Genomic DNA, 19,842 nt, shown 5'->3' with positions numbered 1-19,842 from the left:
TAATTGCCGTGCAGGCGGGTCGGGCTAAAAGCCGCTCGATCCATCGCCGAATGCGTCGCCAAGCATGCATGAACGCATGCGTTCGACAGGCGACAACCGAGGGCGCAGTCAGTTAATTCGACCCGTCTGGCACCGGGCCGTTCCGTATGGGCGCCCTCGTCGCGGCTGTCTGGGGCGGGGTAATCGCCTCTCAGACCGCGCAGGCCGCCGCTTCGCTTGTCTTACATGGGACGCGTTCGGGAAAGCGGCCAAAGGCTGCAATCATTCGCCTTGGGTTGCGCGTGGGGCATGCGCCATATCAGCGGCATCGGCGCGCCGGATCGCTGGCGGCCTTGACGACATGTCGGTAGAAGAGGGGCGGTGTGCCCGGAGGCGCCTGGTTGCGAAGCGCTCACCTGCGCCGAGCGTCCCGGGCACAGCGCCGTAAAGCCGTTTCGATCTTAAGCAGGACGCACAAGCGGACCCTGTGCGGGCCGTCCAAGCCGGCTTCGATGGGTAAGCCTAAGGGATGGTTACCTGACCTTCCTTTCCCGCTTCCCGATACCGCGCCTTCAGTACTGTAGCCAGGCGCTGCTTGGCCTGGTCTTCGCCATGGATGAGGCGGATTTCTTTCGGCCATTCCTTCATCCGGGTGACGAAACCGACCAGATCGGCCTGGTCGGCGTGGGCGGAATAGCCGCCTACGCTATCGATGCCCGCACGAATGTCGATGCGCTGCCCGTCCAGGTCGACAAACCCGCCTTCCGGTCCATGGGTCTGGATGTCTCGTCCTGGCGTACCCTTGCCCTGATAACCGACGAACACGACGTTATGTCGCGGGTCGCCCAGCATGGCCTTCAGGTAGTTGACGATTCGCCCGCCCGAGCACATGCCATTGCCGGCAATGACGATGGCGGGGCGCGCGGTGTCGGTGAGGTGCTCGACGATGCGCATGTGCTCGTCGTGGTTGTCCACCGTGATCAGCTGCTTGAACGACAGCGGCTTGCGCCCTTCCTCCAGGCGGTGCCGGGCGTCTTCGTCCCAGTAGCCTTGCAGCTCTTTGTAGGTTTTGGTGAATCGGCTGGCCAGGGGCGAATCGAGAATGATGGGAAGCTGGGGCCAGTCGATATCGGGAGCGTTTTCCTTGCTCTGCTTTCCGGGCTCGCCGGGCGTGCCGCTCGCGTCGACCGATTCGGTCTTCTCGTGAAGGATCTCCTCCAGCTCGTACAACAGTTCTTGTGTTCGGCCAATGCTGAACGAGGGAATCAGCACCGTGCCCTGATCAGCCAGCGCTCGCTCGATGGCCGCCTGCAGGCGCTCGCGGCGGTGTGCGCGGTCTTCGTGGCGGCGGTCGCCGTAGGTGCTTTCCAGGACCAGCAGGTCCGCGCGCTCGGGCGGTACGAGGTCCGGCAGAATCGGCGAATGGGGCGCACCCAGGTCGCCGCTGAACACGACGCGATAGCCAGCTGACTGAGGCCCGCTCAGCTCCAATTCGACATAAGCCGAACCCAGCACATGCCCTGCCGGCTGCAGGCGCACCTTGCAGGTATCCGTATCGGTTTCATGCAGGCTGAACCAGTGGTCGTAGGGCAGGGCGATGATCCGCTGCTCCACGATCTGGAGGTAGTGCTCCAACTGTTCCTGATTGCGACTGATGGAGAGGCGGAACGCGTCCTCCAGCACAATGGGCAACAGCCGGGCGGAAGGCTCGCTGCAGAGGATCGGCCCGCTGAAACCCGCTGCCAGCAGATTCGGAATGCGCCCGACGTGGTCGATGTGAACATGGGTCACGATCAACGCCTTGATGCCTTCGATGGAAAAATCAAGGCCCAATTCGTCGCCGTGCAGCTCCTCGTCCTCCCCCTGAAATTGGCCGCAATCGATCAGCAAGCTGCAGGCCTCGTCCATCCACAGTTGATGGCACGACCCGGTGACGCCTTCGCGGGCGCCGTGGTGAATGAGTTTCGGATGGGGCATTGGGTTTCCCTTGGAGGCGATGTTGCACTACGGATTCGCAGGGAACAGAGGCAATGCCGATGGCGCTCCCGCTAGCCCATTTTGGCAACTGGCCGAGCGGCATAGTTTCAGTGGAGAGGCTGCTCCCGACGAGCTCGGTTTCTGGCTGCCTTGGCAAGGATGCGGCTGTTGGGTGCCTAAGTCGGAGATGCTTTGAACCTGACGCAAGAAATGTCCTGGGACGCCTCTTGCGTTTGACGAGCGGACCCATGAAGGGGCAGCTGTGCAGGTGCGTTGCCAGACTTTACCGAGCTTGTCTGGATTCCATAATGACTTGGGAAATGAGTTGGAGCGGTATCTCCTTCTCGACCGCGCCGAGTTTTGCCGCTTCCTTGGGCATCCCGTATACGACGCAACTCGCCTCGTTCTGACCGATCGTGCGGGCACCGCTGTCACGCATTTCCTTGAGACCGCGTGCGCCGTCGTCCCCCATGCCTGTCATGATAATGCCCAAGGCGTTGCTCCCCGCCGCGCGTGCCACCGAGCGAAACAATACATCTACCGATGGCCGGTGCCGGCTGACGGGCGGCCCGTCAACCACATCCACGATGTACTGCGCTCCGTTGCGCTTGACGAGCATGTGCCGGCCGCCAGGTGCGATCAAGGCTCGACCCGGAATCACCCGGTCACCGTTGCAGGCCTCCTTCACTTCTATCTGACACAGGCTGTTCAAGCGATCTGCGAAGGCTGCTGTGAATCGCTCGGGCATGTGCTGGACAATAACGAGGCCGGGGCAGACCCTGGGCAGGGCCGTCAACACCTGTTCCAAGGCTTGGGTGCCGCCAGTAGATGTCCCGATCGCGACGACGTGATCCGTGGTGCGAGCCATTGCCAGGCCGGCGGGCAGAACCGCGTCAGCTGTCAGGCGTGGCTGTGGCTGCTTTTGTGCAACGACACGCTTAAGGTTCGCCCGGGCCGCACCCTTGATCGCCGCTACTAGATCGTCTGCGCTTTCGAGCAGAAACTGGCGCAGGTTCAGCTGAGGTTTCGTGACGATGCTGACCGCGCCAGCAGCGAGTGCTTGCATGGTCGTCGCCGCGCCTTTTTCAGTCAGCGTCGAGCAGATGACAACGGGAGTAGGGCGCTCGGCCATCAGTTTCTTCAAAAAGGTGATGCCGTCCATGCGCGGCATTTCAACGTCCAGGACGATGACGTCCGGCCACTGCTTGCTCATCTTTTCTGAGGCAAACACCGGGTCGGCTGCGGTACCGATCACCTCGATCGACGGATCCGTTTCCAGCGTGCTGCTCAAAACTTGCCTGACGACGGCTGAGTCGTCGACCACCAGGACTTTGATGCGCTTCATGCCTTCACACTCTTGAGGATCCCGAGGCGGGTTGCGAGCGCTTGATAGCAACCCGCCCGCTCCAGATATCAAATATTAGGTTTCTATGGCCGGTGCCCCCGACATCTTCACCATGGCACTGCAGACCATGGTCCCGGATTAGGCTTCTGGCCGCCTGGATGTTACGTTCTCCGATGTGCCTGTCGCTGTCGCGACCCAGGCTTGGAAACATATTGCCGCCGCCGAACAAGCGGAGGCTGTAATCTTGCGGACGGGTCTTGGAGCGCTTGATTTCTTCCAAGAGCAAGGCGATCGCCTCGTCGCCATAGCGGCCATCGAGCCCTTTGCTACATTCTTGACGTCGGGTCGGCAGCATGAAGTGTGACATCCCACCCAGTTCTTTCTCTGGGTGCCAGAGCACCAGCGACACGCAGGAGCCCAGTAGGGTCCGAATCCGGGTCGATCGATCACCGAAATAAAGCTCTCCGGGCTGGAGGAATATCTCGATTACACCTGATGGTTTAGGCATGGGGCTTGCGATAAACCGAGGGGCGGACCGGTTTGACCGCTTCGCTGATGCCATTCAGGCTTTCGGAATGACTGATCACGAAATACCCGCCTGGCTGAAGATGAGCCAGTAGGCGCTGGACGACCTGTCGTTTGGTCGCCTCGTTGAAGTAAATCATCACGTTGCGCAGGAAGATTACGTCGAACATGCCCACGTCAGGCAATGGACCGTTGAGGTTGATCTGCTGGAACCGAACGCGCCTGCTCAAAGCCGGGTCGATCATGAACGTCCCGTCATGAATGCCGGTTCCCTTCAGGCCATACCGATGCAATAGATGCCTCGGAATGGTTTCTGCTTCCTCCATCGGATAAGTCGCCGAGCGCGCCTGCTGCAAGATGCGGGTGCTAATGTCCGATGCGAGGATTTCCCACGGTCGGTTGCCCATTGTCTCGGCGAGGATCATGGCGATGGTGTAGGGTTCCGCGCCGCTCGAGCAGGCGCCGCACCAGATGCGCAGTGGCGCGGGCGACCGGACGCTCCCCAGGTCCCCTTGCAGCTGGTCTCGGAGAAAATCGAAATGCTTGGGCTCACGAAAGAAGTACGTCTCGTTGGTCGTTAGCAGATCGATTGCCATCTGGTGCTCTTGGTCGTCTTGCGCCAGTAGCTCCAGATAGGCCGAGTAGCTAGGTAATTGATGATGCCGCAATCGCTTGTTCAAGCGGCCGGCAACGAGAGGCTTCTTTCCTTCGGACAGGCTGATGCCGGCGGTTCGGAAGATCAATTCCTGAAACTTCCGAAATTCACCGTCGGACAAGGTAATGGATTGCATGGCGGTTATGGTTGGGGAAGGTCAGGGCTGTTGGGGCGTTCAGCGCTTGCCAACAAGGCAATGTCTTCGGCAGAAAGCACTCTGCCGATGTCCAGCAGGATCACGAGTTTTCCGTCGACCTTGCCCATGCCGAGTATGAAGTCGCTGCGCACGCGAGCGCCGAAGCGCGGTGCCGGTTCGACGTCTTGCGCGGTTATTTCGAGTACGGCATTGACGGCGTCGACGACGATGCCAACTACCTGAGTCAACTGCCCCTGGGCGACTTCGAGAATGATGATGCAGGTGCGCCGGCTGATCTGCGTTGCGCTCTCTCCGAAGCGCAGGCGCAGATCGATGACCGGAACCACCGAGCCGCGCAGGTTGATTACACCCAGTATGCTCGGCGGCATCATGGGTACGGGCGTCAGTTGCCCGTACTCAATGATTTCTCGAACGCTCAGCGTCCCGACCGCAAAAAGCTCGCCACCCAGGGTAAAGGTAAGGTACTGCCCCGGTACCACTGGAGCCGTCTGACCGCTTTTTTCGATGGGGTTCTGCATGGCTTACCCCTGGAAGCGGACGAAGCCGGCCGGTAGGCCTTCGCTGCCCATGGCGTCGGTGAGATCCTTCTCGACCCTCGCAAGCGCCTGATTGCGAGCATCAGCACGCTTGGAGGGTTTCATCGTGTTGCTGCGTGCGGCGCGGGTTACGCTGCCCCCTACGCTGAAGAAATCCATCAGCTGCTGCAGCTGCTCAGCCTGGCTGCTCATTTCCTCGGCGGTAGCAGCCAGTTCCTCCGAAGAGGATGCCGACTGCTGAGTGATTTCGCTCAGCTGATTCATTGCCGTGCTGATCTGGCCAACACCCGACGTTTGCTCTTCGGAGGCCGCCGCGATTTCCTGCACGAGATCGGAAGTCTTGGCGATCGAGGGGACGATTTCGTCCAGTAGGCTGCCTGCGCGCTCGGCGAGAGAGACGCTGGTCTTGGCAACCTCGCCGATTTCCTGTGCGGCCACCTGGCTGCGCTCGGCCAGCTTGCGGACTTCGGCTGCTACTACGGCGAACCCTTTGCCATGTTCCCCGGCGCGGGCCGCTTCGATGGCAGCGTTGAGCGCCAACAGGTTGGTCTGGTAGGCAATGTCGTCAACGATGCCGATTTTCTCAGCGATCGTTTTCATCGCCTGGACGGTTTCCTTGACCGCCTGACCACCGTCGCTGGCCTCGCGAGAGGCTTTGCCGGCCATGCCGTCGGTCACCTTGGCGTTCTCGGTGTTCTGGGCGATAGACGCGGACATTTGCTCCATCGACGCGGAGGTTTCCTCAACCGAGGCAGCCTGCTCCGAGGCGGCTTGGCTCATGCTCTGCGCCGTTGCGGATATTTCCTCCGAGGCGCTGGAGAGCGCATCGGCATTGCTGCGGACCTCGCTGATGATCTGCGAGAGCTTTTCCGTCATGGCCTTGATCGCTGCGAGCATGCTGGTGGTGTCGCCGGCCTTGGTAGTTACTTCAACGGTCAGGTCGCCTGCGGCCACACGGGTTACCACGTCGGCAGCATAAGCAGGCTCACCGCCCAACTGGCGGAGCAGGCCGCGCGTAATGAGATAACCCAGCAACACGGCGATAAGCAGAGCGGCGATGCCAGACGCAATCATGATCATTCGGGCAAGTTCGAACTCTTTGGTCGCTTGATCGCTACTTTCAGTCATCAAGCCTGCTTGGAAAATTGCGAACTCATCCAGATGTTTGATCAGCGCGTCGTTGGCCGGCACGAAATCACTGAAGAGATAGTTCTTGGCCTGATCAACATCGAAACGGACCAACCGAAAAAATTCGTCATATATCTGGGCCATGGCTTGTCGGTCCGCGTTAATGGCACCTATAAGCTCACGGCCGCGGGGCGCCCTTACAGTTGCGTCGAGCGCGTCGAGAATTTCATTGTTTGACACGCGTGCCGCCTGGATGCCTTCCAGGCTCTTCTGTTGTTGAGCCTGGTCGTCGGCCAGCAACAGATTGCGCATCAGTCGACCGACATTCAGGGTGTTGCGCTGCATTTCCATTGCACTGCGAACTTTCGGGTATCGGTCGCCAACTATTTCGGTGGAGGCGGAGTCGATTTTCGCCATATTGACGATAGCGACCAGAATCACCGCAACGAGCATCGCGATCACGATGCCGAATCCAAGTGCCAGCTTGCTGGCGACACGCATATCTTTAAACATCGCTCAATACTCCTGGGCGAAAGGGCAATCAGTTGGGATTGCTAGAGAGGCTCGTTGCCCCTAGTTCATGTGCCGACAGCACTTGCTCGATGGACAGAAGCACGACGAAGCGATCGTCGACTCGGGCCATCGCATGGATAAAGTCAGCGCGTATGTGGCTACCGAAGGCGGGCGCCTGGCGGAGATCCGATGCCGCAACCTCGAGCACTTCGCTCACCGCGTCGACGATGATGCCGAGCACCAGCGCTTCGTCCTCGTCACGGACCTCCAGGATGATGACGCACGTGCGTCGGTTGATTGCGGTCTGCCCGCGGCCGAAGCGCACGGCAAGATCGATGACGGGTACTACCGAGCCTCTGAGGTTGATCACCCCTTTGATGGCTCTGCCGGCCGACGGGACGCGGGTCAGGAGCGGGTATTCGATGATTTCGCGCACGCACAGGCTGTCGATTGCGTACGTCTCCCCGGCAAGCTCGAACGTCAGGTACTGCTCGGGTAGTTGCTGAGCGGCGCTTGCCTGCTCGGCATTGGATGCAAGATGGCTCACTTCAATGCTCCGAGATTCAGGCAGGTTGAGTTGCGTAAACACGGTCGCGCGGGCGACGTTGTGCTAACTGGTTAAGCAGGCCAGGAATATCGAGGATCAAGGCCACCGCACCGCTCCCAAGAATGGTGAATCCACCCATGCCGGAGGCGCCTTCGAACAACTTGCCGAGCGGCTTGATCACTGTCTGAAACTCACCCATCAGCTGGTCCACGACCAAACCGGCACGGATGCCTGCATAACTGACCACCACCACGTTTTCGCGACGGGGGGGAGTGCCTTCGTGCTCGAATAGGTCTCGAAGGCGAATGAAAGGCAGTACGTCGCCGCGCAGATCCAGATATTCCCGATCGGTGCCGGCGCAACTGTCCAGCTCGATGCATTCCTCGACCATGTCCAGGGGAACGACGTAGCCAGCCTGGCCTACGCCGATGAGGAAGCCATCAATGATGGCAAGCGTCAGCGGCAACCGGATGCGGATGCAGGTGCCAACGCCTAGTTCGCTTTCAAGTTCGATCGTGCCGCGCAGCGCTGTGATGTTTCGCTTGACCACATCCATTCCGACGCCGCGGCCCGACAGGTTGCTGACCTGCTCAGCCGTAGAGAACCCAGGCTCAAAGATGAGATTGAGGATATCCCGCTCGGGTAACGTCTGGCCTTCGGCCACCAGGCCGCGCTGTATCGCCTTGGAAAGAATTTTTTCAGCGTTCAGGCCACCGCCATCATCGGACACTTCGATGACGATGCTGCTCGCCTCATGGTAGGCATTGAGCGTTACCCGGCCTTGCTCGGGCTTGCCATTGGCGCGGCGTACAGGCGCAGGCTCGATGCCGTGGTCCATCGCGTTACGCACGAGATGCGTCAGCGGGTCCCCGATCCGCTCGACAACGGTTTTGTCGAGTTCTGTTTCACCACCGCTGATAGTTAGCTGGATGTCCTTGCCCAGCTCTTTCGATACATCCCTGACGACCCGTTGAAACCGGTTGAACGTCGCGCCGATCTGGACCATGCGCAAGGTCAGTGCCGAATCGCGGACTTCTTCGACCAGACGCGACAGAACCTCGGTCGACTCGACCATCTCGCTGCTGCCCGTCTGCTGGGCGTGCATGCGCGCACCGGCGCCCGCAATGATTAGTTCGCCGATGAGATTGATAAGCTGGTCGAGCTTGCCTGCGTCCACCCGGATCAGGTTGCCTTCGTGTGTACGCGCTTCTTTGGCCTGCACAGGCTTCGCTTGAAGTGGCGCGGCGGCTGCCACCGTGGGCGGGGAAGCGAGTTCCGCGAGTCCGGTGCCGGTAACAGATTCCTCCGCGTCGGGGAGTGGCTGGCTCTGTGGCCGCGATGGTTGCTCCGGTTCGGCTGAGGTCAGCGTCCCGCAACGGATGAAAGCCTCGGTGAGCCAATCATCGTCTTCTGGCAGTTCCTTTATCAGCGCCAGGTACTCCTGGGTACCGCAATGGGGAGCCAGTATGCGGACCAGGCTGTCATCGCGGACGAATTCGAACGCACCCTCGATGGTAGGTTGGTCCGCGTCACTGGCAAATGCGACCTCGAAGCCTAGATAGCAGGTCTCGGGGTCCATCTCCTCAGCTGCTGGCAGATGATCCAATACCGGCACTACCGCAACGAGCCGGCCGAAGGTCTGCAGGTAGCGAAAAATGGAAAGGGGATCCATGCCATTGCGCAGCGTATCCGCACCAAAACGCAGGGACAGGTGCCAGTGGGATCCGCCGGCTTGGGCGCCGCCGCACAGTGAAACGTTGCCTACCGCAACGTCAGCCGACACGTTGGCTGCGCTTTCGCAGGGGGTACCGTCAGGCAGGAACACGGTGAGTCTGGCGACCAGGGCCTGCCCTGCTTCCAGCGACGAGACAGGCAGTTCATCGAGGTTCTGGTGCCTGTCCAGGTGATCGATCAAACGCCCCAGGTGATCTCCCACCTCAAGGAATAGGGCTGCGAGCTCCCCGTCAAATTCAAGCTCTCCAGCCCGGATGCAATCGAGGACGCTTTCGGCGACATGGGTGAATCCGACGATGACATCGAGGCCGAACAATCCTGCAGAACCTTTGATGGTATGTGCCGCACGAAAGATCGCATTTATGGTGTCTTGATCCGTAGGTGACTGCTCGATGAGGAGCAGGCTTTGCTCCATTTGCACTAACAGTTCCCGGCTCTCGGCGATGAACACCGTGAGGATTTCGTCCAAATTGATCATGACGCCTCTCCGATGTTTGGCTCTCGGGAGCTGCAGCCAAGTTCGGAGGCCAGTCCGCTCAGTTCGAGCGCGGCAGCGACGGCAGGGCTAGGGTTGGTTAATACGATCTGCCCGTTGAGTCGTCTGGCTTCTCGCTTAGCGAGAATCAGCAACTGCAACCCGGCGCAGTCGATTTCGTCGACCAACCGAAGATCAATTTCTACTGCCAACTCCGGTTGAATGAGCTGAAGCAGCGCGGCCTTGCTGTCAGCAGCGGTATAAATGGTCAGCGGGCCTTCCAGCGGCGCGATTGGCTGCATGTCTACTTCGCTCATCGTTGCCTCGGGTACTTACGGCAGGATCAGTTTGGAAACAGCGTTGAGCATCTGTGCTGGCTGGAACGGCTTCACTACCCACGCCTTGGCGCCGGCCGCCTGGCCTTCCTGCTTCTTTGCTTCACCAGCTTCGGTGGTCAGCATGATCACCGGGGTGAATTTGTAGGCTGGCATCTGCTTTACGGCCTTTACGAACGCAATGCCGTCCATGTTCGGCATGTTTACGTCGCTGATCATCAGATGAACCTTCTGGCCAGTGAGTTTGCTCAGGGCATCTTTGCCATCGCAGGCTTCAATCACCGTATAGCCAGCACCTTTCAGGGTGATACCGACGACCTGGCGGATGGATGCCGAGTCGTCGACGATGAGGACGGTCTTGCTCATGGAAACCTCAGAAGAAAGTGATGTCGGAATCAGTTGAAGCGGTCGGCCGCTTTCCACTGTGAATGTCATGTTGTTCAGGCATGGTGTAGGTTCGGGCGAGGTCGTTCAGCCATTGCTGGCTGTCAACCGGATCGGGCGTCTGGCCCAGGTCCCGTTGCGCCGCGCGGGCGGACATGAGCGCTTCGAACCTTTCGATGTCGGCACGAACGTGCCCCAGCATCTGGCTAACGCGATCCTGAAACTGCAGCGAAACGAGGACATCGGCGATTTCACCGCCAACGGCCTCGCTCTCCTGGCGCATACGTTCGTTATGCGAAACGATGCCGGCAGCGCTGCGCTGAAACTGGTCGATGACCTGGCGGATGACTTGGGTCGAGCGCTCTAGGGTAGCCGCATCCTTTTCGGTGTATTCCCGTGAGACGCTCAGTGTTCTCTCTATAGCGAAGTTCACCGTTTCCACGGTTTCACCGATCTTGTGGCCGGTTTCACCCGAAAGGGTTGAAAGCTTTCGAACCTCGTCCGCCACTACGGCAAAGCCGCGTCCCGCTTCACCGGCACGTGCTGCTTCGATGGCGGCATTCAAGGCGAGAAGATTGGTCTGCTTGGCGACGTTGGCCACATCAAGCGCCATAGCCTGAAGTTGCACGGTTAATTCGGACAGTTGAGTGACTTCTGCAAGCAGCAATTCCTTGCTAGCCAGGGCCTGGCGCAGCGCATCGACGATAGTTTCCAGATCGCGCTCGCTGTCTTCGAGCAGGCCGACAAGTGAGCTGCTGGCTCCCTCGCGGTTATTGCCGCCGACACTTGCGTGAATCCGTCCTGCCAGCAGCGCAAATCGCTCCGACAGTGCGTTGATTGCCTCCTCGCTATGGCTGCGCGCCGCCTGGATCTGATCAGCCCAGACGGGAGCTACGCTGGCGCAAAACGGTTCGACGGTCGGCTCGGTCAATCGGGTAGTGTCTGGGTCCTCGTTTCGGTGACTAGCATGGTGGCTTCGCTTCATTGCTTGGCGCTTCCACAGGCTGATGCCAGCACCCGTAGCAGCAAACAGCCCGGAAATAATCCACGCTGAGGGAGCTGATTTGCCCGCAACGAGAATGCAGCCGATTCCGGCTGCGATCGTCAGTGATGCCGGCATCAAATTTGCCGACATAAGGGTGGGGGCTGAGTTGGGCACGCTGCTCGGTCCGTGATGGAATGATGTTGAGTTTAATAGCGACCGAATCGACGGGAACTTTATGGTCATATTGTGGTCGCTGGTCCGAAAAATTTTGGGGATCGGCGGCTACTAGGATTCGCCGATGGCTGTTGCTTCAGCCTCGTTTGATGCGTAGAGCTGTCCGGGCCTCCGCCGCCCGCGCAACAGCTGGTTTTCCTCATCACCAGATTCAGCTATTCGGCAAGCGTCGTTCGTTGCCGACACTCAGTTTGCGTTGGAGCCTCGCTCGCGCGCCGGCGCTGCCAAGTTGAACGGCTCCGCCCAGTTGGGTTGCAGCCGTGTCTCGGTTCATTGAGCGCATCAGTGATCCAGTGGATCAAAGCGCTTGGATCGTTGGGCTTATGCCGCGTAACTGGGTGTGGTTATCTGCCAATGAATTGCAAAGCTTTAAGCAGTTCGTCGGAGATGGATCCGAAATGGATCGCCGCCCCTAGTTGGTAGCCGAAGGGCCTGCGGCCATGCTGCGTGCGCGGCTAGCTTGGCAAGCCTAGTGCGTCGTTCAGTGAAGGTGGCAGGAGCGACTGATGGAGGGGAGTGTCAAAGCCAGAGTAGGGGGCGTCGGTAAATTCGCTGACCGTGAGCGAGTCGACACGGCGCGATCGGAACGAAAACGGCTAGCGCAGACAGCAAAAAGCCCCGTCATCCGGGGCTCTGTGCGCCGGGGTAATCTGAAACGATCGCTTATCGTTTTGAAATATAAGATAAAAATCCGGTTTGATATTGGTCTGGAATACCTTTTGGAATACCGGGTGGCTGGATTTGAACTCAGGATCCCGTGGCGGACCTTCTGGCTGGTCTCGTGGTTTCTGCCGGTGGAGCGGTATTCAAGCATCGGCGAGGTATACGCCAGCGTCAGCCTCCATCCTCACCAGGCTCTCAATGACTTGAGCGCGTTTAAGGCCATGCGTCTCAGCTAGCGTATCGAGTTGGGCGATCACAGTCTTCGAGAGCATGACGTTGACCTGCTTCTTGTCGGCGGCGCGCTCGTCGAATTGCTTACGGCTCCATCGCCTCTTGATCTCTCGGATCATGGCCGTCCGTTCGTTTCGGCCTATATCCTCCTGGTCGAAGAACATCAGCAGCTCCTGATAGTTGCTGATTGGGGGGCGTCTTGAGAATAGTTTTAGGTGCTTCTTCTGTAGCCAATCCCAAGCACATTCGCATCGCTTCGTGCCTTCTTTCGTGTCGGTGAACCATTCAAATTCATTGTCCTTAGCTATGTGTCTACGCCAGAGATCATGAAGCGTTGCTACTTCACGCTGCTTCTCTTCGAGGTCGATACGCCAAATGTCTAGGGCTGCTACAAGGCGGTCTCGCCCTTGTAGGTGAGGAAGGCTCATGGGAAGAACGCGTTCGGTGAGATTGTCAATTTTTGCGGTTAGCCACTGAATCTGTCTCGGAGTGTCAATGATCCATTCCAGCTGCTTCGCAGGAAGCAAGTAGCGATCCTTTTTATTAGGGATGTCTGCTCTGATCTTGGGGGCTCCCATCAGGGCCTGAGCGACGACATCTCGCATCGTTTCTCCGTTGCAGGTATGCCGCTCCAGGTCAAAACGCTCGTATAGGTACAGGCCGAGCCAAATCCAAATTTCTTCGCGGATGCTTATCCGTAAGCCAGGTAGCAGCTGAGAAAGTGGGTCGTTGGAGTCTTTAACAGTCATTATCAATCATGTCTATGGATGGGAATTATTATCGGCATATCGATAAATATTCTATGCGATTCTTTAGCGATTCTAGCGTAATTCTCCAGCCTTCTATATTCATTCTGAATAGTCTCTATAGAGATTCTATGAATATCCTATGCTTTGTTTTTCTGGCTAATGCCCGCTTCATAAGGGTTGCCGGGCTGTGTTGCTTGGCAATCTGAGCGGCAGGTCCAGTCATCCGCCAGCTGAAGCGGTTTGCTGTTTCATGCGCGACCTGCTGCTGAGCGCTGGCGCCAACAGCCGATCGTGTCGCGGTGGACGCCAGCAACACATGTGGTCGGATGGCTTCGAATTGGTGGCAATGGCGGAAAACTGCGTGCGACCTTTCGCCCTTACTGCTGTGCCCGCGAGGCCATCAGTTAGGCGTCAGTCCAAATGGTGATAGCGGCGACGATGTCCTACGTGATGCTCGAAACCGCTGGAAACGCTTCGGTGGCGAGCTGCCGGCGTCGCTGCAGTGGCTGGGCGATAACGGATTGGCCTATACCGCCGAACAGTCTTGGGCCTTTATCTGGAATGTCGACCGATTACCGCTGGCAACCCGGTGCGTGGCCCGTAGAGCAACGCATGGCCGAGAGCTTCGTACAGGCCATGATGCAGAACTGCATGCGCCACACTCCCCCAAACGATTGAACGACGTGCAAAGCCGCTCTTCGAGCATTTAACGAGGAGCTTCCGAACACTGTGCTGAAATGCCGCTCACCTCAGATGTGATAGCTGGGATACCAACCTGGCGCGGTGCCGATGCCCGGCATGATGTGAGCAAACCCAGCTGTTGCAGTCGTTCAGTTCTTTTATACGACGCTTGCAGATCCTCTGAACGAAATACGAGGAGCCCCGTTCATGAGGATCATCCGCCTAAAAGAAGTCATCGATTCGACCGGCTTAGCCCGGTCGACCATCTACAAATACATCGGGGAGGGCACCTTCCCGAAACCGGTATCGCTGGGCGATCGCTGCGTCGGCTGGGTCGACAGCGAGGTGCACGATTGGATCCTGGCAAGAATTGAGGAGCGGGATCTGGCTGAAGGCGCACCCGTGCGCTCAACCGGCCACATGAGCATGGCCAGTTAAAACCTGCAGCGCCATGACCGGCCTTGGCTGGTCATGGCGCTTATGCCGCTGTGCAGTCCGTGGCTGTTCGGCTCCTCATGGCAAGTCGTGGCGGTGCCGCTCCTACCGCCCCGACAGGCTCAGTTCCGATATCTTGCTCAGGGATCTTCGGCTTGATTTATTTCCGAAATCTGAACTCGGCAAAAATGGCCGCTCTGGCCGGATGAATGAGGTGGCATAGCCCGAGTTGGTCGGAGAAGGAAAGTGCGGTGCGGGTATTATGCTTTTACTAGCTATCACTACCCGAAGGGTTCACGCCTCACAGGGCAACAACCTTCACTGACCATATCTCATGCACAAGGAGTCGGACACTGAGCTACCACTTGAAGGGCCAGCAGTACAACGCATGCGGATAGATCAACCAACGTATCTGTCGAGGAAAGGTAACGGTTAAAAAGTACACAGCTGACACAGGTTATGAAACTCAACCAACGAGAGGTCATAACCATGCTCAACGATACCGATACCACCCAGCGCTACCTGCTCCGTCATCCTGCCAATACCAACCTACATCTGCACTACGACGACACCTTTGAGGGCTTCCGCTTGATGCGTGACAAGGGGCCTTTCATTCGTGAGTACCTGTCCGATCTCAAGTACACCATCGAGCTGGCTTTGGCTGAGTATCCGAGGATCTTGGCCTTCAGAGTGGATCTCCGTTTGCCTCAAGGTGTCGAGCTGCCCGACTACGCCTATACGAACCAGGTCATCAGCCGGTTCTTCGAATCGTTTACGAAGAAGATCCAGTACCACCAGGAGCGGGTGGCTGAGCGTGGTTACTCCCGTGGCTGCAAGGTCCGGTACGTCTGGTCGAGAGAGATCGGTGAGGGAGGCCGGCAGCATTATCACCTGCTGATCCTGCTGAACCGCGAGGCTTATTACACCGTTGGGCGTCTGGGGTCGGATAGGGTGAACATGATCAGCCGCATTGAGGAGTCTTGGGCAGGTGCTCTGGGGCTACCGGTCGACCTGATGAGCGGGTTGGTGCACATCCCGGAGAAAGCGGAGTACCTAATCGATCGTGAGATCCGTCGAGATGGGATTGATAGGCTGCCCGAGCTGTTCAACCGAGCCAGCTACCTGTGCAAGGTCGCTACCAAGTCCTACGGGGATCGTCAGCGAGGATTCGGCACCAGCAGAGGGTAAGTGCCTGTCTGCTGCGCAACAGGGTCATATCCATGGAATCCTGGCCTGCCGATGGTTTAGGCTCCAGCCAGGAATTCAATGCTGACGAGAGCGCTGCGGGATGACGGACAAAGGAGAGCGCTGCCGACAGCATTATCAGTCGGCATACGAACGGAATCAGCCAGAACTCAGCAAGGGCCGTGCTCTTGATGAAAGCTTGCATCATTTCCTCGACCAGCGCCCGGCGGGTAAGAACCTATTAGCACTTGAGCGTGCGCAAGGTCTGGCGTCGGCATCGTTTTGGCTTGATGCGGATGCGGTTGCTCAATCCGAACTCGCTAGCCTGGCCCTTAGTCGGGTGTTGCATTTCGATACTGCAGTCAGCGTCGAGCTACTGTTGCACCTCGCCAGCCATAACCCGGAAACCCTCAAATGGGCGATTCGCTACTCGAAGCTGTTTGAGCGTACAGAATCGCCTCTCTGGCTTGCGCTGCGTGCGGCGCTTGTTGGGGGTGAATGGCAAGTTTTCTTCGGTGTCTGTGATCGCTTGCTTGATCAGCTCAAGCCTTTTGATGAGCTGATCGCACTAGCTGAAAAACAGCTTGAGCGTTTAACGCTGCTGGAGCAGTTTTCCTACCTTAGCGTTCTGGCCTATCAGGCATATACCGAAGACGGTTGCGATGATCCTTCTGGTCAACAATGGAAGGTTTACAACCGCATTATCTTGAACAAGCTCCGGGCTTGCCCGGAAGAGGATTTCCGCCTCAGCGAGTCACGGCTCGGGCAATCGCTGAAACGGCACCTGTCACCGATGATCTTTCCTGGCTCCAGCCATTCTGACGTGGTGAGATGTCGTCAAAATCTCGAATCTTTAGCCCTTCTGATTGGGGTTACCCAAGAGCGGGTCGACTATGAAGGCTCCATCGACTGGTTCTGCTTTGATCCAGAATGCTCTTACCAGCTAAAACCGGGTGAGCCGGTAATCTACAACCAGTCGGAGACGGGAACAGAGCGATGGCAGCGCACCGGGCGTAAGAGTGATTTGCTTTGGCACTACTGGATGAACCGTGCCCTGCATGCCTTCGCCCTCACCGACATGGCCGAACAAATCATCGGCTCAGTCGAGAATCATGAGCTGAACCAGTTGGCCTATATCAAGGCGGTTCGCAGCAAGCTGCAGTTACAGCAGATCTACGGCTTGGGTGATCGGGTCTCGCTCAGTGATGGTTCCCAGGTTCAGCTTCACCACTTGCTGCTGGCGAGCGAGCTGAATTCGGTTTTCTTTCAGAAGGAGTTTATCCAGCCATTTCAGAGTCACTTGCGTGATTCGGGTGTGCTTGCTCAGGCACTGGGGCGCTTAGCCATGAATGGCATGCTTTCCGGTGAAAACAGGTTCCCACTGACCTGGTCCGAAGAGGCAGAAAAAATCCGCAGGATCACTGGCTGGACTGTCTGTGACGAACACCCGAAAGGCTGCGCCGATTCGGCCAAGGCAATCCTCAAGTTCTGGACTAGCGACTTCAAGGTGCTATCTCAGCAATTGAAACTGCAGCCAGGGATGCCCGCGCCACGCCTGTACGAACAATCCTATTACAAGATTGGACGCTACAGCTTTCAGTTTCCTTGGGTTGGTGCGCAGCAGAACAACCTGACGGCTGCCATCAATAACCTTCGGCGGGTAAACGCCCGCCGGGTCGACATGCAGACTGAAACCCAACGCGTAGAACTCGCACTGGCCGAGAGCCTCAGGCAGCGTGGCTTTGCAGTTGAGGTGGGTTACCGGCCACTAGTGAACGAAGAAGACGATGCCGGCGAGGTGGATCTGATCTGTCATCAGGATGGTGTGCTACTGCTCCTTGAGGTCAAGTCAGGCTATATCCGCTCGACCAAGCATGAGGTCTGGCTCCATCGCACAAACACGTTGCGCAAGGCTGCCTGGCAGTTACGGCGCAAACAGGCAGCGGTGCGTAGTGCGCTGATAGCGGATCAAGAGCTGCGCGCCAGGTTGAGCTATCACGGTCATGAGCCCGGTGCCGATATACGTGCCTGGATAGTCGACACGTCAATTGAGCTCGATGGGCAGTCTATTGATGGGTTCAGGGTGGTATCCCGTGAGGCGCTGGAGGTCATCTTGCGTGATGAGAAGCAGCTCCTCAGACCTATAGATCAGCTTGACGGGGAAAGACGGGATTCGTTGTTTCCTGACGGGTTTACTGCTGGCCAATTTGTCGCTGTTGTTGAGTCCGAAGAGCTATGGCAGGGCATCTGTTAGAGCACAGCGGGCAAAAGCTTGCCATACCTGTGGTGCGCAGAGTTTGTGAAAGTTCGTCTCCAAAAAGCCTAGATACCGCGTCAAGTCGGGTGGCTACGATGCGACTTCCTAACCACCCTGCAGGAGACAATCATGTCCAAGCAACCCAGCACCACCAGCCAGCAGCGTCAGCAGCACAATCATCGTTCGGATGCACTGAACAATAATCGTGGCACGTCGGGCACCAACCCGACTAATGCCCACGTTCATGGCAATCGCGGCAAACAACTCAACCCCAACCAGCGCTAGGAGTGCGTTCCCCCGGTCATCACTGGCCGGGGGTATAAGGATTCCAGATGAGTAGAGATACTTGCTTTGCCACCCAGGGCGAGTTGGCCAAGTTGGCCTACGATGCATTCGGCGTACTCCCCCGCAAGGGCGCCCGGCGTAAGAGCAAGGAAGCCAGCCGCGATGGTATTGATGAGACACAGAAGAAGGCCATTCAAAAGCAGTTGGCGAGGCTTGCCGAGGAAGAAGGCGGGCTGCTGTCGAATTTTGGGCAGGTGATTCAAACGCTCAGCAGCATCCTGACAGCGTATTTGCCCAGCATTCAGATCATGAGTGCCATAGGCGATCCGCTCGATGATCTGCTGGAGGCATACAGTCGCTTGGTTCGCGAAGAGGGCACCTATCTCAGCAAGGCTGAAACCCTCCGGTACTTCATCTCGACGAAGGCAATTCCTTTGCTGGTCGTTTCGCTGAATCAGAGCCTGCTGAAACACCGAATCGCAGATATGGCGCTCGACACACCGGAAGACAAATTCTGGTACCTGCCGACAGTCACTGAAGATGGCAGCCTGGTTTTGCCTTTGGAAAAGGTCATGCGCTGGGTCTATGCGCGCTGTGATCTCTCGCAGACGCAGTTCCACTACCCAGGCAAGAATCCGCGAAGCGATAACCGCACACATCAGCAGAACCTCGACAACGCCATCAAGTGGACGCGGGGCCCGAGGCTTCCGGCGTTGCCTGCTCTGTTTAGAAATTTCGAAGAATCCTTTGCCGCACTGGCTCAAAGCGGGCGAGAGATACCTAAAGAGCTCCGGGTCAGCGTCCTCGTGGCATTGATGGTTGCTCGGGTGTCGAGCTACCTAGCGCGGGAAATTACTGGCGCCCACGATCATCAGTACCTCGCCGATGTCTGCAATCAATTCCGTGATTACGCCCTGTGGATCGCCGATGACGTCAACGATTTCAAGGCCGTATTGGAGGAGCAGATTCGGCAAGAAGAGTCCCGTGAGATTGCCCAGGTTATCTGGTTTGCTGGCTGCGATCGCTACTGGGATTTCTTCTATACGAGGCTGCGGGGCGCTGCCGGCATTTTCCAGCAACTCCAAGAAACTGCTCTTGGCGAAGATGGCATTGAAGAGCTTAAAGGTCAGTACGGCTTTTTTGCCGTGCTCTCCATTCAGGACCTGATTCAGCGGCACTCAGCATTTTCCCCTCCACACGGTTTTGCCGAGCTTCTGTTTAAAGGTTTTGATCTCAAGGGTTCTCCAGCAACCCAGCTGAATCAAATTGATGATTATGCTACTCAGGTGTCGTCTTACGGCCTGGATGAGCAACTGTGCTGGATGGTGCCCTGGTTACGCGGGGTCTACCACTACCGTAAAGAGGAGTTCGAGGCTGCTATGCCGCATTTCCAGGCGGCCTTTGAAAAGGCCAAGTACCGGGCAGGTAAAAACCAGTACAAGCTGGTGAACCAGTACGTCGAGGTCGCGGCAAAAAATGATGATCGCCGGGGCTTCAAGAAGGGCATTGAATGGGCTCAGTACTTGGGCATCCAGGTGCGCTGGCTGCGTGATGAGGAGCCGACCGAAGAGAAGCTGGACTACGTCTACTTCATGCTGCAAAAGGCACGGTACGACCATCAAATGTAGCGATGGTGGGTGCGCTTGTCGCCCCCTTCGTCCTGGGTGTGACGTGCACTCGAAAGCGCCTTTCAGCGACATTGCTGGTGTGCAGTGCGCCAAGGATCAGGGCGTTGCTCATGAGAAATTGTCGATGACTGGTGGTCGTCAGTTTTTAGATCCTGCAAGGCGCATCCGCCGGCGCAGGTCGGCGTACGCTCTAAATGTTTACATGCTAAAAGTTTACGT

17 protein-coding genes are annotated in these 19,842 nt (G+C 57.8%); 5 read left to right on the top strand and 12 right to left on the bottom strand.

Annotated elements, in window-relative coordinates; all coding sequences use genetic code 11:
• Positions 1-501 precede the first annotated feature (501 nt).
• From G7026_RS18410 to G7026_RS18355, 12 genes are all read right to left on the bottom strand, one after another.
• A complete protein-coding gene (locus G7026_RS18410; RefSeq protein ID WP_181072365.1) occupies positions 502-1,956 on the bottom strand; it encodes an MBL fold metallo-hydrolase in 1,455 nt (484 codons plus the stop codon).
• Positions 1,957-2,239: 283 nt separating this feature from the next.
• The gene (locus G7026_RS18405; protein WP_181072364.1) at positions 2,240-3,301 is read right to left on the bottom strand and encodes a protein-glutamate methylesterase/protein-glutamine glutaminase; all 1,062 of its coding nucleotides are present in this window, start codon (positions 3,299-3,301) and stop codon (positions 2,240-2,242) included.
• A 4-nt stretch (positions 3,302-3,305) separates the two neighbouring features.
• Positions 3,306-3,809: a chemotaxis protein CheD gene (locus G7026_RS18400; protein ID WP_181072363.1), complete on the bottom strand. Its 504-nt coding sequence runs from the start codon at positions 3,807-3,809 to the stop codon at positions 3,306-3,308.
• The gene (locus G7026_RS18395) at positions 3,802-4,617 is read right to left on the bottom strand and encodes a CheR family methyltransferase (protein WP_181072362.1); all 816 of its coding nucleotides are present in this window, start codon (positions 4,615-4,617) and stop codon (positions 3,802-3,804) included. Before G7026_RS18395 ends, G7026_RS18400 begins: the two co-directional genes overlap by 8 nt.
• Positions 4,618-4,622: 5 nt before the next feature.
• A complete protein-coding gene (locus tag G7026_RS18390) occupies positions 4,623-5,156 on the bottom strand; it encodes a chemotaxis protein CheW (RefSeq protein ID WP_181072361.1) in 534 nt (177 codons plus the stop codon).
• A 3-nt stretch (positions 5,157-5,159) separates the two neighbouring features.
• A complete protein-coding gene (locus tag G7026_RS18385) occupies positions 5,160-6,815 on the bottom strand; it encodes a methyl-accepting chemotaxis protein (RefSeq protein WP_181072360.1) in 1,656 nt (551 codons plus the stop codon).
• A 28-nt stretch (positions 6,816-6,843) separates the two neighbouring features.
• The gene (locus G7026_RS18380) at positions 6,844-7,362 is read right to left on the bottom strand and encodes a chemotaxis protein CheW (RefSeq protein WP_181072359.1); all 519 of its coding nucleotides are present in this window, start codon (positions 7,360-7,362) and stop codon (positions 6,844-6,846) included.
• 16 nt (positions 7,363-7,378) lie between these two features.
• A complete protein-coding gene (locus G7026_RS18375; protein WP_181072482.1) occupies positions 7,379-9,571 on the bottom strand; it encodes a chemotaxis protein CheA in 2,193 nt (730 codons plus the stop codon).
• Positions 9,571-9,888, bottom strand: coding sequence for an STAS domain-containing protein (locus G7026_RS18370; RefSeq protein WP_181072358.1), 318 nt, complete (start codon positions 9,886-9,888; stop codon positions 9,571-9,573). The genes G7026_RS18375 and G7026_RS18370 overlap by 1 nt, the downstream gene beginning before the upstream one ends.
• A 15-nt stretch (positions 9,889-9,903) precedes the next feature.
• Positions 9,904-10,272 (bottom strand): response regulator, encoded by a 369-nt coding sequence (locus G7026_RS18365; RefSeq protein ID WP_178079806.1) that lies wholly within the window; start codon positions 10,270-10,272, stop codon positions 9,904-9,906.
• A gap of 7 nt (positions 10,273-10,279) precedes the next feature.
• Entirely contained in the window at positions 10,280-11,410 is a 1,131-nt protein-coding gene (locus tag G7026_RS18360) for a methyl-accepting chemotaxis protein (protein ID WP_308811814.1), read from the bottom strand.
• A 905-nt stretch (positions 11,411-12,315) separates the two neighbouring features.
• On the bottom strand, positions 12,316-13,152 hold the full coding sequence (locus G7026_RS18355; RefSeq protein ID WP_181072356.1) for a hypothetical protein: 837 nt from the start codon (positions 13,150-13,152) through the stop codon (positions 12,316-12,318).
• 888 nt (positions 13,153-14,040) lie between these two features.
• Between G7026_RS18355 and G7026_RS18350 the strand changes: the two genes are divergently transcribed.
• The 5 genes from G7026_RS18350 to G7026_RS18330 all read left to right on the top strand — a co-directional run bounded on the left by G7026_RS18350 (position 14,041) and on the right by G7026_RS18330 (position 19,623).
• Positions 14,041-14,271: a helix-turn-helix transcriptional regulator gene (locus G7026_RS18350; RefSeq protein ID WP_181072355.1), complete on the top strand. Its 231-nt coding sequence runs from the start codon at positions 14,041-14,043 to the stop codon at positions 14,269-14,271.
• A 486-nt stretch (positions 14,272-14,757) separates the two neighbouring features.
• Positions 14,758-15,456 (top strand): inovirus Gp2 family protein, encoded by a 699-nt coding sequence (locus G7026_RS18345; RefSeq protein ID WP_181072354.1) that lies wholly within the window; start codon positions 14,758-14,760, stop codon positions 15,454-15,456.
• A gap of 100 nt (positions 15,457-15,556) precedes the next feature.
• The gene (locus G7026_RS18340; RefSeq protein ID WP_219858498.1) at positions 15,557-17,707 is read left to right on the top strand and encodes an NERD domain-containing protein; all 2,151 of its coding nucleotides are present in this window, start codon (positions 15,557-15,559) and stop codon (positions 17,705-17,707) included.
• A gap of 132 nt (positions 17,708-17,839) precedes the next feature.
• Positions 17,840-17,995, top strand: coding sequence for a hypothetical protein (locus G7026_RS18335; protein ID WP_086239748.1), 156 nt, complete (start codon positions 17,840-17,842; stop codon positions 17,993-17,995).
• A gap of 47 nt (positions 17,996-18,042) precedes the next feature.
• Positions 18,043-19,623 (top strand): hypothetical protein, encoded by a 1,581-nt coding sequence (locus tag G7026_RS18330; protein WP_181072353.1) that lies wholly within the window; start codon positions 18,043-18,045, stop codon positions 19,621-19,623.
• Positions 19,624-19,842: the final 219 nt, after the last annotated feature.

This window comes from Stutzerimonas azotifigens (genome assembly GCF_013522725.1).
In the GTDB taxonomy this organism is placed as follows: Bacteria; Pseudomonadota; Gammaproteobacteria; order Pseudomonadales; family Pseudomonadaceae; genus Stutzerimonas; species Stutzerimonas azotifigens_A.
Note: the sequence above shows the minus strand (reverse complement) of the source record. Positions and strands in the feature narration are given on the sequence as shown.

Excerpts from the sequence above, each read along its gene's own strand:
- G7026_RS18410 (WP_181072365.1), bottom strand. The coding sequence starts at position 1,956 with ATGCCCCATCCGAAACTCATTCACCACGGCGCCCGCGAAGGCGTCACC.
- G7026_RS18405 (WP_181072364.1), bottom strand. The coding sequence starts at position 3,301 with ATGAAGCGCATCAAAGTCCTGGTGGTCGACGACTCAGCCGTCGTCAGG.
- G7026_RS18400 (WP_181072363.1), bottom strand. The coding sequence starts at position 3,809 with ATGCCTAAACCATCAGGTGTAATCGAGATATTCCTCCAGCCCGGAGAG.
- G7026_RS18395 (WP_181072362.1), bottom strand. The coding sequence starts at position 4,617 with ATGCAATCCATTACCTTGTCCGACGGTGAATTTCGGAAGTTTCAGGAA.
- G7026_RS18390 (WP_181072361.1), bottom strand. The coding sequence starts at position 5,156 with ATGCAGAACCCCATCGAAAAAAGCGGTCAGACGGCTCCAGTGGTACCG.
- G7026_RS18385 (WP_181072360.1), bottom strand. The coding sequence starts at position 6,815 with ATGTTTAAAGATATGCGTGTCGCCAGCAAGCTGGCACTTGGATTCGGC.
- G7026_RS18370 (WP_181072358.1), bottom strand. The coding sequence starts at position 9,888 with ATGAGCGAAGTAGACATGCAGCCAATCGCGCCGCTGGAAGGCCCGCTG.
- G7026_RS18365 (WP_178079806.1), bottom strand. The coding sequence starts at position 10,272 with ATGAGCAAGACCGTCCTCATCGTCGACGACTCGGCATCCATCCGCCAG.
- G7026_RS18360 (WP_308811814.1), bottom strand. The coding sequence starts at position 11,410 with ATGCCGGCATCACTGACGATCGCAGCCGGAATCGGCTGCATTCTCGTT.
- G7026_RS18355 (WP_181072356.1), bottom strand. The coding sequence starts at position 13,152 with ATGACTGTTAAAGACTCCAACGACCCACTTTCTCAGCTGCTACCTGGC.
- G7026_RS18350 (WP_181072355.1), top strand. The coding sequence starts at position 14,041 with ATGAGGATCATCCGCCTAAAAGAAGTCATCGATTCGACCGGCTTAGCC.
- G7026_RS18345 (WP_181072354.1), top strand. The coding sequence starts at position 14,758 with ATGCTCAACGATACCGATACCACCCAGCGCTACCTGCTCCGTCATCCT.
- G7026_RS18340 (WP_219858498.1), top strand. The coding sequence starts at position 15,557 with ATGACGGACAAAGGAGAGCGCTGCCGACAGCATTATCAGTCGGCATAC.
- G7026_RS18335 (WP_086239748.1), top strand. The coding sequence starts at position 17,840 with ATGTCCAAGCAACCCAGCACCACCAGCCAGCAGCGTCAGCAGCACAAT.
- G7026_RS18330 (WP_181072353.1), top strand. The coding sequence starts at position 18,043 with ATGAGTAGAGATACTTGCTTTGCCACCCAGGGCGAGTTGGCCAAGTTG.